This is a genomic window from Leifsonia sp. Root4, from assembly GCF_001425085.1.
GTDB lineage: Bacteria > Actinomycetota > Actinomycetes > Actinomycetales > Microbacteriaceae > Microterricola.
Genome location: NZ_LMDN01000001.1, coordinates 108,457 through 120,920, shown reverse-complemented (window position 1 = coordinate 120,920; position 12,464 = coordinate 108,457). Strand labels below are relative to the sequence as shown.

Sequence of the window (12,464 nt, the reverse complement as noted above, 5' to 3'; positions counted from 1 at the left end):
CATCGCTAGGGCAGCAGTCTATTTGTCGGACAGGTCCTAGTTGAGCAGACGCCCGAGCACGGCGAGCAGCCGGTCCATCTGGGCCAGGGATGCCGGCGAGCTCGGGTCGATGCTGGTGCCGGCGACGGGGCCGGCGAGCGCGGAGTTGTAATAGAGGCCGTCGCTGACCAGGAGGATCGCCTCGGCGATGTCTGGGTCACCGACGGCCTCTTCGATGACGGCCAGCCACTGCACGCGGAGCGCCGCGAGCGCCTCGTTGGCGGCCGGGTGCTTGCCCTGCGCGAGGCAGGCCGCTGCGATGATCGCGCGGTCCAGCGGGGTGCCGGCGTTCACCGAGGTGCGGATCAGATAGTCGACGGAGCCGGCCGGTGCGGTCCTGATGTTCTCAACATCCGTTGTGCCGAGTTCCGTCATCCGGGCGAGCTGCCCCTCGACGAGCGCGTCTTTCGAGGCGAAGTGATAGAGCAGACCGCCCTTGGAGACCCCGGCGAGTGCCGCGACGGCATCCAGCGTGGCCGCTTTCTCGCCGTCGTCGATCAGCAGCGCCTCGAAGGCGTCGAGGATGCGGTCGCGGGTGGGGTGCGAAGTGCTCACACGCCCAGCGTAGCGAGGAGGCTCTGCAGGCATTTGACTACTGTACCGGCTGGACGGTAATGTTGTCGAGTCCCGTCGTACTCGGTGCGCACCAGCGCGCAGAACTGAAAGAGCTGATAGTCGTGTCAACCCCCACCGTGAACATCACCGCGCCAACTGCCGTGCAGTCGACGCGCAGCAAACGGCAATGGGTCGCGCTCGCAGTGCTCATGCTGCCCGTGTTGCTGATCTCGATCGACAACACCGTTCTGAACTTCGCCCTGCCGGCCATCTCTGAGGCGCTCCAGCCCACGGGCACCCAGCTGCTCTGGATGATCGACATCTACCCGCTCATGCTGGCCGGTCTGCTGGTGTCGATGGGCAGCCTCGGCGACCGCATCGGACGTCGCAAGCTCCTGATGATCGGTTCGGCCGGTTTCGGCATCGTCTCGGTCGCCGCCGCATTCGCCCCGAGCATCGAGTGGCTCATCGCCGCACGCGCGCTGCTCGGCTTCTTCGGCGCCATGCTGATGCCCTCGACACTCTCGCTGCTGCGCTCGGTGTTCACCGACCGCGACCAGCGCCGCCTCGCCGTTGCCATCTGGGCCAGCGGATTCGCGGCCGGAAGCGCGCTCGGCCCGATCGTCGGCGGAATGCTCCTCGAGAACTTCTCGTGGGGCTCCGTGTTCCTCCTCGCCGTGCCCCTGCTCGTGCCGCTCATGATCCTGGTTCCGATGCTCGTCCCCGAGTCGCGTGACCCGCACCCGGGCAAGATCGACGTCCCGAGCATCCTGCTCTCGCTCGTCACGATGCTGCCCATCGTCTTCGGTATCAAGCACATCGCCGAGAGCGGCTTCGATGTGCTCGGCGTCGCCGTGATCCTGTTCGGTGTCGTCGCCGGCGTGCTCTTCGTCCGCCGTCAGTACCGCCTCGAGACTCCGATGCTCGATCCGGAGTTGTTCCGTCGTGGCGCGTTCAGCGGCGCGGTGCTGATCAACCTGCTCAGCGTCGTCGCGCTGGTCGGTGGTCTGTTCTTCGTCTCGCAGCACCTCCAGCTGGTGCTCGGACTCTCGCCGATGAATGCCGGCTTCGTGCTGGTGCCCGGGCTCGTGATCATGATCATCGCCGGCCTCGCCGTCGTGCCGATCGCCAAGCGCGTGCGGCCATCGCGCCTCATTCCCGCTGCGCTGCTGATCTCGGCCGGTGGCTACGCCGCGATCGCGCTGAGCGGCGGGCAGATCTCCGCCCTCGGCATCGCGATCACCTTCAGTGCCCTCGGCCTCGGCATCGGTGCGGCCGAAACGGTCTCGAACGAGCTGATCCTCACGAACGTGCCAGCCGACAAGGCCGGTGCGGCATCCGCCGTCTCTGAGACCGCCTACGAGTTGGGCGCCGTGCTCGGAACCGCCATCCTCGGCACGATCCTCACGGCCTCCTACCGCGCGGCCGTCGAGCTGCCGCAGGGCCTGAGTGACGTGCAGCAGGCGGCAGCAGGTGAGACGCTGGGCGGCGCAGTCGCGGTGGCCGGGCAGCTGCCGGCCGACGCGGCCGCCGCACTGATCGAGTCGGCACGACTCGCGTTCGACAGCGGTGTCGGCCTCGCCGCCTGGATCGGCACCGCCATGGTGCTGGCCGCCGCGGTCATCGGCCTGACCACCCTGCGTAAAGCACGCTGACGAGCGCGAGCGGGGCGGGCCTCGGTACTACGCTGGAGACAGTCGTGCCGCAAGGCCCACCCCCTCGCAATTCTCAAGGAGTGCAATGTCCCGTGTCGTGAAACTTGCTGTCATTCCCGGCGATGGGATCGGCCCAGAGGTCATTGCCGAGGCGCTCAAGGTTCTCGATGCCGCAACGGCCGGCAGCGACGTCACCATCGACACCACCCACTTCTCCCTCGGAGCGAACCGCTTCCTGGAGACCGGGGACGTCTTGACGGATGCCGACCTCGACGCGATCAAGGGGCACGACGCCATCCTGCTCGGCGCGGTCGGCGGCGTGCCGGGCGACCCGCGCCTGGTCGGCGCCAACATCGAGCGCGGACTGCTGCTCAAGCTGCGCTTCAGCCTCGACCACTACGTCAACCTGCGCCCGACGGTGCTGTTCCCCGGTGTCGCCAGCCCGCTGGCCAAGCCCGGCGATGTCGATTTCGTCGTCGTTCGCGAAGGCACGGAGGGACCGTACGTCGGCAACGGCGGCGCGATCCGTCAGGGCACGCCGCATGAGGTCGCCAACGAGGTCTCCGTCAACACCGCGTTCGGTGTCGAGCGCCTCGTGCGGCACGCCTTCGCCGTGGCATCCGCCCGCCCGCGCAAGAAGCTCACGCTCGTGCACAAGACGAACGTGCTCGTGTTCTCCGGTGCCCTCTGGCAGCGCACCGTCACCGCGGTGGCGGCCGAGTTCCCCGACGTCACGGTCGACTACCTGCACGTCGACGCGGCCACGATCTTCTTCGTGACCGATCCTGCTAGGTTTGACGTCATCGTCACGGACAACCTCTTCGGCGACATCCTCACCGATCTGGCTGCGGCGATCAGCGGCGGCATCGGTCTCGCGGCGTCGGGCAACATCAACCCGAGCGGTCAGTTCCCCAGCATGTTCGAGCCCATCCACGGATCGGCCCCCGACATCGCGGGCAAGCAACTGGCAGACCCCACCGCGGCGATCCTCTCCGTCTCGCTGCTCCTGGCCCACCTCGGCCTCGCGACGGAATCCGACAACGTCAACACGGCAGTGATCGCCGACATGGCGGCCCGCACCGGGGAAGCCCGGTCGACCGCCACCATCGGCGACGCCATCGCCGCCCGCATCTGACCCCACCCCCCCATCGACAAGGACGAACGATGACCAGCAGCCCAGCACCCCTCGAATTCGCCGTCACCCGCAACCTGGTCGGCGCCTCGGATGCCGCCCGCGCCGAGATTCTCGCCGACCCCGGCTTCGGCAACCACTTCACCGACCACACCGTCGACATCTGCTGGTCGGTCAAGGGCGGATGGCACCGGCCGCGCGTGCAGCCGTACGCCCCGATCCCGCTGGACCCCGCAGCGGCGGTTCTGCACTACTCGCAGACGATCTTCGAGGGCATGAAGGCCTACCGGCACGAGGACGGCTCGATCTGGACCTTCCGCCCCGAGGCCAACGCGGAGCGCATGCAGCGCTCGGCCCGCCGCCTCGCCCTGCCGGAGCTGCCGACCGAGTACTTCATCGAGTCGCTCAAGCAGCTCATCGCCGTCGACGGGGCCTGGGTGCCGTCTGCGCCGGATGAGAGCCTGTACCTGCGTCCGTTCATGTTCGCCAAGGAGGCGTTCCTCGGTGTGCGCGCCGCAGAGAAGGTCGCGTACTACGTGATCGCCAGCCCGGCCGGAGCGTACTTCCCCGGCGGAGTGAAGCCGATCTCGATCTGGCTCTCCACCGACTACGCCCGTGCGGGCCGCGGCGGAACCGGCGCGGCCAAGACCGGAGGCAACTACGCCTCCAGCCTCCTGCCGCAGGCCGAGGCCTACAAGCAGGGCTGCGCCCAGGTGCTCTTCCTCGACTCGGCGGAGGGCAAGTACCTCGAGGAACTCGGCGGCATGAACGTCGTCCTCGTCTACAAGGACGGCCGCGTCGTCACGCCGGAGTCGCCCAGCATCCTCGAGGGCATCACCCTCGACTCGGTGCTGCAGCTGGCCAGGGACCGTGGCCTCACCGTCGAGCAGCGCCGCGTCACCCTCGCCGAATGGCAGGAGGGCGTGGCATCCGGTGAGATCACCGAGGTGTTCGCCTGCGGTACCGCCGCCGTCATCACGCCCATCGCCCAGCTGCGCAACAACGAGGTGAGCATCGGCGACGCCGACGCTCCGGCCGGTGAGCTCACGATGTCGCTGCGCGAGGAGCTCACCGACATCCAGTACGGCCGCCGCCCCGACCGCCACGGCTGGCTGACCCGCCTCGACGCGTAGTTGCCGCACGTTACACCGCTTCGAAAGGTTCCCCGTGAAGATCGCACGCTTCAGCCACGACGCCCGCATCGCCTATGGCATCGTCGATGACGGCGACCTCGTCGTGCTCGCCTCCGACCCCATGTTCGGTGGGCTCGACACGACGGGGGAGCGGGTGCCGCTCGCGGACGCCGTGCTGCTCGCGCCCGTGATCCCGCGCTCGAAGGTGATCGGCGTCGGCCGCGGTTATTACGCGAGCGAGACCGAGAGGGACGAGCAGGAGTCAGAGGGCGACCGCAGGCTCGAGCCGCAGTTCTTCATCAAGCCGAACACGACGGTCGTCGGCCCGGGCGACCGCGTGGTGCTGCCAGCGGCATCCGCCGAGGTCCACGGCGCGGCGGAGATCGCGATCGTGATCGGCAAGATCGCCAAGAACGTGTCGATCGAGGACGCAGAGGACCGGATCTTCGGTTACACGATCGCCAACGACCTCACGGCGGTCGATCTGATGAAGAGCGACGACCACAGCGCGCGGGCGAAGAGCTTTGACGGCTTCTGCCCGCTTGGCCCGCTGATCGAGACCGAGTTCGACCTCGAGGGCATCGACGTCAGCGGCGGTGTGAACGGCACGCTCGCGCAGAGCGGCGACACCGCGCTGTTGCGGCACTCGGCCGCCGAAACGGTGTCGTTCCTGTCCAGCTGTTTCACGCTGCTTCCTGGCGACGTCATCCTCACCGGCGCGCCGGCCGGCTCGTTCCCCGTGCAGGCCGGCGATGTCGCGAGCGTCACCGTCGAGGGCATCGGTACGCTGAGCAACCCCATCGTCCGCCTCTAGCCTCACCCTCTCCGCTGGTCGAGTAGGCCCCCCGCGGCCGTATCGACACCCGGTTACAGGCTGAAGCGAGTGTCGGCGAGGTCTCGATACGCTCGTTCCTCGCTACTCGACCGACGGAGGCTCCCGCTGGTCGAGTAGGCCGCCCGCGGCCGTATCGAGACCCGGTTTCCCGCGTGAAACCGAGACTCGTGCGGGGTCTCGATAAGCTCGTTCCTCGCTACTCGACCGGCGGAGGCTCCCGTTGGTCGAGTAGGCCGCCCGCGGCCGTATCGAGACCCAGTTTCCCGCGTGAAACCGAGACTCGTGCGGGGTCTCGATACGCTCGTTCCTCGCTACTCGACCGACGGGAGTTTTCGTTACTCGATCGGCGGAGGCTGGTTGCTCCGGCTACGCGGTCGGCGGAGTCTGGAATCTCTTCTTCGCGAGTGTGGGCAGCAGCTCTGCCCCGGTTCCGTCGATGAGTGCCTGCCGCTTGGCGCGGCCCCAGCCCTGAACCTGCTTCTCGCGCCCGTAGGCTTCGGCGATCGACTCGTATTCCTCGAAGTACACCAGCCGAACGGGCTGGCGCCGGCGCGTGTAGGCCGCGCCTCCGTCGTGGTTGTGCTGCCACACACGTTTCTCAACATCCCACGTGCTGCCCACGTAAAACGATGTGTCGGCGCACTCCACGATGTACATGTACGGCATGGCTGCAGTATTTCGGATGACGGGCCACCCCGCAGAAGTTATCCACAGCGGGTGCCGATACCGCTTCGATTTCGTTGGTCGAGTAGGCCGCCCGCGGCCGTATCGAGACCCGGTTTCGGGCCGGGGCGGGTGTCGGCGGGGTATCGATACGCTCGTGCCTCGCTACTCGACCGGCGGAAGCCGGAAGGCTGTGCCGGGGGTCAGTGGCCGAGGGCGCGGAGGGCGTCGCGCACGTCGTACTCGTCGTTCCAGAGGTGGAACGCGACGCGGGCACAGCCGGCGCGGCCCGATGCGGTGATTCCGGATGCCGTCAGCTGCGCGAGTGCGGTGCCGTCGGCATCCGGCCAGCTCACGATCGCCTGACCTTTGGGCTCGACGCCGAGGCCGTCGCAGAAGGCATCGGCGAGCCCGACGGCGTGGGAGCGCACAGCTTCGAGGTCGAGACCGCGGAACAGCTCGATCGCCGGCTCTGCTCCGACCCAGGCCTGCCAGGCCGGTGATGCGTCGAAGCGGCGCGCGCTGGCCGCGAGTTGCATGCCGGGCCCGTAGCAGGCCGCGATGGGGTCCTCGCCGGCGTACCAGCCCGTGTGCAGGGGGCGCAGCTCGTCTTGGAACGCGCTCGAGACGGTGAAGAAGGCGACGCCGCGGGGAGCGCAGAGCCACTTGTAGCTGTGGCAGATCGTGGCATCGAACGCCTCGGCATCGACGGGCATCCAGCCGGCGGCCTGGGTGGTGTCGCAGAGTGTGCGTGCGCCGTGGACGCGTGCTGCGGCGGTGATGGCTGCGGCATCCGCCACGGCGCCCGATGACGATTGCACCAGCGAGAACACGACGAGGGCGGTGTTGGCCGTGATCGCCGACGCCAGCTCGGCCAGCGGAACGTGCCGCACGCGGACGCCGCGATGCTCCTGGCCGAGGAAGGGGAAGACCATCGAGCTGAAGTCACCGTCGACGCAGAGCACCTCGCCGCCATCGGCAACGCTCGCCGCGACCATGCCGGTGAACACCGAGGCCTGGGCGCCGATCGCCACACGGTCGACTGCCGTGCCGACGAGGCCGGCGTAGCCCGCGCGCACCCGTTCGACGGTTGCACCATAATCGGCGACGCTCGCCTCGCCGCGGGACCAGCGTTCCGCGTCGCGCAGCGTTGCCGCGAGCGTCTGCGTCGTCGGCAGCCCCATCGTGCATGCACTGAGGTAGCCGCGGCCGCCGCGGAAGAGCGCAGCGGCCTCGGTCAGCGAGGTGGTGCCGAGCGTCACTGCGTGCGCCGTCGTGGCGGCGGGGCGGTGGCTCGTTGCGCTGTGCATGTGTTCAGCTTGAGCGATCCGATTTCATTCGACAAGGGGAGGGATTCAATGTGATTGATAAGCACTGGTTATGATTGCGGGATGAGCGCAGAACTCGATCTCGATTCCCACTCGTTGCGTGTGGTCGACGCCATCGCCGAGCACGGCTCGATCACGGCGGCGGCCGACGCGCTCGGCTACAGTCAGCCGGCGATCAGTCAGCACCTGAAGCGCCTCGACCAGCGCATCGGCATGCCCGTGGTCGAGCGGGTCGGCCGTGGGGTGCGCCTCACCGAGGCCGGGCTGGTGCTCGCCCGCCACGCACGCCCCGTGATCAGGGCGCTCGATGCCGCGGCAGGCGAACTGGCCGAACTCACCGGCCTGCGCTCCGGTCGGGTGCGGCTCGCCGCCTTCCCGTCCGCGTCGCCGACAATCGTTCCGCGGCTGCTCGCGGCGATGACCGCGCGCCACCCCGGCATCAACATCAGTTACATCGAGGCGGAGCCGCCGGAGGCCGTCTCCGCCGTGCGCGAGGGGAAGGCCGACCTCGCCCTCACCTTCAGTTACCCGGGAGACCGTGTCGATCCGCACACCGAGAGCGCGCACGGCCTGCGCGCGGAGGTGCTGAGCCGGGAGGAGATGATGCTCGTGCTGCCCGCTGGCCATGAGCGCGCGGCATCCGAGACCGTCGACGTGGCCACACTCGCCGGCGAGGCCTGGATCGCCGGATGCCCGCGCTGCCGCGGGCACCTGCTCGAACTCTGTGACGCCGGCGGTTTCACCCCGCGCATCGGCTACGAGACCGACAACTTTCTGGCGGTCATGAGCATGGTCGCCGCCGGCCTCGGCGTCGCGATGCTGCCGACGCTCGCGATCGAGTCGGCTGGCACGCCGGCCGGCGTCGTCGTGCGCCCGACGAGCAACCGGAATCACCGCACCATCCACGTCGTCACGACCCCGGGCGCCACGCACGTGCCCGCGATCGCGGCCACCCTGCGCGTGCTCGAAGAGCTCACCACGACGCCCACCGGGGTTGACGCTTCGACGAACTAGGATTGGTCACGATGTCTGACGCAAATCACCCCTGGTCCACCGCCACCGGCAGCGACGTACGCGTGCGCTTCTGCCCCTCGCCCACCGGAACGCCGCACGTCGGCATGGTGCGCACCGCCCTTTTCAACTGGGCATATGCGCGCCACACCGGTGGAAAGCTGATCTTCCGCATCGAAGACACGGATGCCGCCCGCGACAGCGAGGAGAGCTTCCACCAGCTCGTCGACGCGCTCAGCTGGCTCAAACTCGACTGGGACGAGGGTGTGAACGTCGGCGGCCCGCACGAGCCGTACCGGCAGTCGCAGCGCACGGACATCTACCTCGGCGTGATCGAGAAGCTCGTGGCATCCGGGCACGTCTACGAGTCGTACTCGAATGCCGAAGAGATCGACGCCCGCAACGAGGCGGCGGGCCGCCCCAAGCAGCACGGCTACGACAACTTCGACCGTGACCTCAGCGCTGAGCAGCGCGCCGCCTTCCGCGCCGAGGGCCGCGAGCCCGCCCTGCGCCTGCGCGTTCCGGACACCGACCTCTCCTTCGACGACATGGTCCGCGGCGAGATCACCTTCCCGGCGGGCTCCTTCACCGACTTCGTCGTCGTGCGCCCGAACGGCGCACCGCTGTACACGCTGGTGAACCCGGTCGATGACGCGCTCATGCAGGTCACCCACGTGCTGCGCGGCGAGGACCTGCTCTCGTCGACGCCGCGCCAGATCGCGCTGTACCACGCACTCATCGATGTCGGAGTGACGAGCTTCGTGCCGCGCTTCGGCCACCTGCCCTACGTCATGGGCGACGGCAACAAGAAGCTCTCCAAGCGCGACCCGGAGTCGAACCTGTTCCACCACCGGGACCGCGGCTTCATTCCGGAGGGTCTCGTCAACTACCTTTCGCTGCTCGGCTGGTCGCTCTCGCACGACCGCGACGTGTTCTCGATCGAGGAGCTCATCGCCGCGTTCGACGTCGAGGACGTGAACCCGAACCCGGCCCGCTTCGATCTGAAGAAGGCCGAGTCGATCAACGGCGACCACGTGCGCCTGCTCGACGTCTCTGACTTTGCCGCGCGCACCGTTCCCTACCTCGAGAAGGCCGGAATCCTCACGGCGCCGCTCAGCCCGAGCCAGGCGGCAACGCTGGCAGAGGCCGCCCCGCTCGTGCAGGAGCGCATCACGCTGCTCGGCGAGGCGCCGGGCATGCTCGGCTTCCTCTTCACGGATGCCGCCGGGCTCGAGTACGACGAGCAGGCGCTCGCATCGCTGCCGGCCAACGCCGGCGAGGTGCTTGCGGCATCCGTCGACGCGCTCGATCGCATTCCCGCGGTGGAATGGACGCACGAGCAGCTGCAGGAGGCCCTGAGTGGCGCCCTGATCGACGGTCTGGGGCTCAAGCCCCGCGTCGCATACGGCCCGCTGCGCGTCGCCGTGTCCGGTCGCAAGATCTCGCCGCCGCTGTTCGAGTCGATGCAGATCCTGGGCAAGGATGACGCATTGGCTCGCCTGAACCGACTGGCAGCTTCGCTGACCGCGTAGTTTCGAGGGGGCTGCAATGAGCGATTTCGACGTCGCCGTGATCGGGGCGGGGCCGGCCGGGCTGAGCGCGGCCCTCGGCCTCGTGCGTTCGCGCAGAACCGTTCTGCTGATCGACAGCAACCGGCCGCGGAATGCGGCCACTCTGCGCTCCCACGGCTTTCTCACGCGTGACGGCGTTCCTCCGCTCGAGCTGCGCAAGCTCGGGCGCGAGGAGTTCGAGGGCTACCCGGGCGCGAACTTCCACGCCGGTCTCGTGCAGAGCGTGCGCGCGCGCTCCGGCGGTGGCTTCGAGCTCTCCGCCCGCGGCATCCGCGGTGCGGCGAACCTCGAGGTGACGGTCGGCAACATCGTCGTCGCGACCGGCCTGGTCGAGACGATGCCATCGGTGCCGAGTCTGCGCGCCTGGTACGGAACCGATCTGCACAGCTGCGTCGAATGCGACGGCTACGAGAAGCGTGATGAGGCTTTGGCGCTCATCGGTGAATCGGCCGACCTCGCCGAACGCGCGTTGCTGATCAGCCAGTGGTCGACCGATCTGATCGTCTTCACCAACGGTGCGGATGCCGTCAGCGAGCCGGAGCAGCGAGCCCTCGAGGCCCGCGGAATCGCCGTCGAGCGACGTCCCATCACGGATGTCGTGGGGGAGCAGGGCCGGATGACGGGCGTGCTCCTCGCCGACGGGGAAACGATCCCGCGCGAGGCCGGATTCGTGCGCCCGGCCTGGACCCCGGCCATCGACTACCTCGACGGTCTGGGCATCGCGCTCGATGCCGACGGGCTCATCGCCGTCGACACCTGTGGCCGCACGAGCGTGCCCGGTGTCTACGCGGCCGGGGACTCGACGGCGCCCGGCCCGGAACAGCTCATCATCGCTGCCGGCCATGGCGCTGCGGTCGCCGCGGCCCTGAATCGCGATCTGCTCGGCCCGCTCCTGCCGGGCTGAACATGCTCGGAAGTCGGAATCCGGCGGCGGCACGCGCGGGATTCCGGCTCGGTTTTGCCCGATCTCTCGGCATGGGATAGAGTTCTTCTCGGTTCGAAGTTCGCTTCGCGGCCACCGGCCCGGTAGGGCATTGGGGTATGGTGTAATTGGCAACACGGAGGTTTCTGGTACCTTTGTTCTTGGTTCGAGTCCAGGTACCCCAGCAGTGCATTGATTCAGAACTGCAGACGAAAAGCTCCGCTTCGGCGGGGCTTTTTTGTTGCCATTCGGCGGTGATTTCGCGGCCAGCGGGCTCAGATCCCGAGCAGGCTGCACGAGACAGTTAGGCTCTCTGGCGATGACGGAACACGCAGAGAGACCGGCCATGCGGCGTGCCGTCCCGGCTGCCGCAACGCTGCTGCTCGCCCTCTCGGTGCTCGTCTCTTCGACACTCGTCGCCGCCCCAGCCACCGCTGCCGAGGAGTATCCGAGCTGGCAGGAGGTCGAGGCCGCCACCGCGTCGACCGCGGCCAGCGCTGCGGCGGCCGCGCGCATCGACACCCTCCTCACGGGATTGCAGGCCACGGCCGATGAGGCCGGTGAGCAGGCGATCGTTGCGGCGGATGCCGCCAACCGAGCCGCGTCAGAGGAGGCGGCAGCAGCGGCACGCGCCGAGACGCTCTCCACCCAGCTCGACGCCGCCGGCGAGCAGGCCCAGGAGGGCAAGGACCAGCTCGGCCGCATCGCGGCCCAGCTCTACCGTGCCGGTGCTGCCGACATGACGAGGGTGTTCCTCTCCGCCGCCCCGGCATCCAGCGCTGCGGCGAGTGACGCGAGCGACGACATGCTTCGCCAGCTGGGCACCGCGAGCCGGGTCAGCGCACTGGCCGCCTCGCTCCGGGAGAAGGCTCTCGGCGAGCAGGATCTGGTGAGCGCGCTCACGGGGGACGCCCGCCGGGCCGAACGGGAGCGTGCGGCGCTGGCGGATGCCACAGAATCCAGCCGCGTGGCAGCCGAGCGGGCCTCGGCCGAAGCCGACGCCGAGCTCGGTGCCCAACGGGAGGCGGCGGAGACGCTCTACGCCCAGCTCGCCGTGCTGCGCAGCACGACGGCCGAACTCGAACGCGGCTACCGCGACGGTGTGGCGGCGGAGGCCGCATTCGCCGAACAGCAGGCGGCCGCCGAGCGCGCGGCGGCCGAGGCGGCGGCAGGAAGCCCGGCACCGAGCCAGCCGGCACCGAGCCAGCCGGCACCGAGCCAGCCTGCACCGAGCCAGCCCGACCCGCCCTCCCCGGGCCCCGGCCCGTCAGCGCCTCCGCCGGCCGAGGTTGTGGTGGATCCGGCCGCGGCCCGCGCATACGCTGCGGGTGCCGTCGCCGCCAGAGGGTGGGGGAGCGAGCAGTTCGACTGCCTCGTCGCCCTGTGGAATCGCGAGTCCGGCTGGCGGGCGAATGCCTATAACGCCTCCAGTGGTGCATACGGCATCCCGCAGGCTTTGCCCGGCTCGAAGATGAGCGTGAGCGGCGACGATTGGCGCACAAACGCCGCGACGCAGATCGAATGGGGCCTGTCATACATCGGCGGACGCTACGGCAACCCGTGCGGGGCGTGGCAGCATTCGGAGACCGTCGGCTGGTACTGACGCCGGCGCCCCCGCCG

11 protein-coding genes and 1 tRNA gene are annotated in these 12,464 nt (G+C 68.9%); 9 read left to right on the top strand and 3 right to left on the bottom strand.

Features of this window, described 5'->3' with window-relative positions:
- Window positions 1-36 precede the first annotated feature (36 nt).
- A complete protein-coding gene (locus ASC66_RS00575) occupies window positions 37-594 on the bottom strand; it encodes a TetR/AcrR family transcriptional regulator (protein ID WP_235496613.1) in 558 nt (185 codons plus the stop codon).
- 122 nt (window positions 595-716) lie between these two features.
- On the opposite strand from ASC66_RS00575, the gene ASC66_RS00570 reads away from it, so the two are divergent.
- The 4 genes from ASC66_RS00570 (at window position 717) to ASC66_RS00555 (ending at window position 5,328) form a co-directional block, all read left to right on the top strand.
- Entirely contained in the window at window positions 717-2,249 is a 1,533-nt protein-coding gene (locus tag ASC66_RS00570; RefSeq protein WP_235496611.1) for an MFS transporter, read from the top strand.
- Window positions 2,250-2,334: 85 nt separating this feature from the next.
- On the top strand, window positions 2,335-3,384 hold the full coding sequence (locus tag ASC66_RS00565; protein ID WP_055833268.1) for a 3-isopropylmalate dehydrogenase: 1,050 nt from the start codon (window positions 2,335-2,337) through the stop codon (window positions 3,382-3,384).
- A gap of 29 nt (window positions 3,385-3,413) precedes the next feature.
- Window positions 3,414-4,514 (top strand): branched-chain amino acid aminotransferase, encoded by a 1,101-nt coding sequence (locus ASC66_RS00560; protein WP_055833265.1) that lies wholly within the window; start codon window positions 3,414-3,416, stop codon window positions 4,512-4,514.
- Between the two features lie 34 nt (window positions 4,515-4,548).
- Window positions 4,549-5,328, top strand: a complete 780-nt coding sequence (locus ASC66_RS00555) for a fumarylacetoacetate hydrolase family protein (RefSeq protein WP_055833262.1) — start codon at window positions 4,549-4,551, stop codon at window positions 5,326-5,328.
- A gap of 387 nt (window positions 5,329-5,715) precedes the next feature.
- Here ASC66_RS00555 and ASC66_RS00550 read toward each other — a convergent pair whose 3' ends face one another.
- The gene (locus tag ASC66_RS00550) at window positions 5,716-6,015 is read right to left on the bottom strand and encodes a GIY-YIG nuclease family protein (protein WP_055833257.1); all 300 of its coding nucleotides are present in this window, start codon (window positions 6,013-6,015) and stop codon (window positions 5,716-5,718) included.
- A gap of 200 nt (window positions 6,016-6,215) precedes the next feature.
- Window positions 6,216-7,322, bottom strand: a complete 1,107-nt coding sequence (locus ASC66_RS00545; protein ID WP_082491911.1) for an aminotransferase class V-fold PLP-dependent enzyme — start codon at window positions 7,320-7,322, stop codon at window positions 6,216-6,218.
- Window positions 7,323-7,403: 81 nt separating this feature from the next.
- Between ASC66_RS00545 and ASC66_RS00540 the strand changes: the two genes are divergently transcribed.
- The 5 genes from ASC66_RS00540 (at window position 7,404) to ASC66_RS00520 (ending at window position 12,447) form a co-directional block, all read left to right on the top strand.
- Window positions 7,404-8,354, top strand: coding sequence for a LysR family transcriptional regulator (locus ASC66_RS00540; protein ID WP_055833254.1), 951 nt, complete (start codon window positions 7,404-7,406; stop codon window positions 8,352-8,354).
- A gap of 11 nt (window positions 8,355-8,365) precedes the next feature.
- The gene (gltX, locus tag ASC66_RS00535; RefSeq protein ID WP_055836023.1) at window positions 8,366-9,883 is read left to right on the top strand and encodes a glutamate--tRNA ligase; all 1,518 of its coding nucleotides are present in this window, start codon (window positions 8,366-8,368) and stop codon (window positions 9,881-9,883) included.
- A gap of 16 nt (window positions 9,884-9,899) precedes the next feature.
- Window positions 9,900-10,826 carry an NAD(P)/FAD-dependent oxidoreductase gene (locus ASC66_RS00530; RefSeq protein ID WP_055833252.1) on the top strand — a complete coding sequence of 309 codons (927 nt, stop codon included), beginning with the start codon at window positions 9,900-9,902 and terminating at the stop codon, window positions 10,824-10,826.
- 131 nt (window positions 10,827-10,957) lie between these two features.
- Window positions 10,958-11,029, top strand: a tRNA-Gln gene (locus ASC66_RS00525).
- A 134-nt stretch (window positions 11,030-11,163) separates the two neighbouring features.
- The gene (locus ASC66_RS00520) at window positions 11,164-12,447 is read left to right on the top strand and encodes an aggregation-promoting factor C-terminal-like domain-containing protein (protein ID WP_157509568.1); all 1,284 of its coding nucleotides are present in this window, start codon (window positions 11,164-11,166) and stop codon (window positions 12,445-12,447) included.
- Window positions 12,448-12,464: the final 17 nt, after the last annotated feature.

Coding starts and splice junctions, on each gene's coding strand:
- ASC66_RS00530 (WP_055833252.1), top strand. CDS start 9,900: ATGAGCGATTTCGACGTCGCCGTGATCGGGGCGGGGCCGGCCGGGCTG.
- ASC66_RS00565 (WP_055833268.1), top strand. CDS start 2,335: ATGTCCCGTGTCGTGAAACTTGCTGTCATTCCCGGCGATGGGATCGGC.
- ASC66_RS00545 (WP_082491911.1), bottom strand. CDS start 7,322: ATGCACAGCGCAACGAGCCACCGCCCCGCCGCCACGACGGCGCACGCA.
- ASC66_RS00520 (WP_157509568.1), top strand. CDS start 11,164: ATGACGGAACACGCAGAGAGACCGGCCATGCGGCGTGCCGTCCCGGCT.
- ASC66_RS00550 (WP_055833257.1), bottom strand. CDS start 6,015: ATGCCGTACATGTACATCGTGGAGTGCGCCGACACATCGTTTTACGTG.
- gltX (WP_055836023.1), top strand. CDS start 8,366: ATGTCTGACGCAAATCACCCCTGGTCCACCGCCACCGGCAGCGACGTA.
- ASC66_RS00540 (WP_055833254.1), top strand. CDS start 7,404: ATGAGCGCAGAACTCGATCTCGATTCCCACTCGTTGCGTGTGGTCGAC.
- ASC66_RS00560 (WP_055833265.1), top strand. CDS start 3,414: ATGACCAGCAGCCCAGCACCCCTCGAATTCGCCGTCACCCGCAACCTG.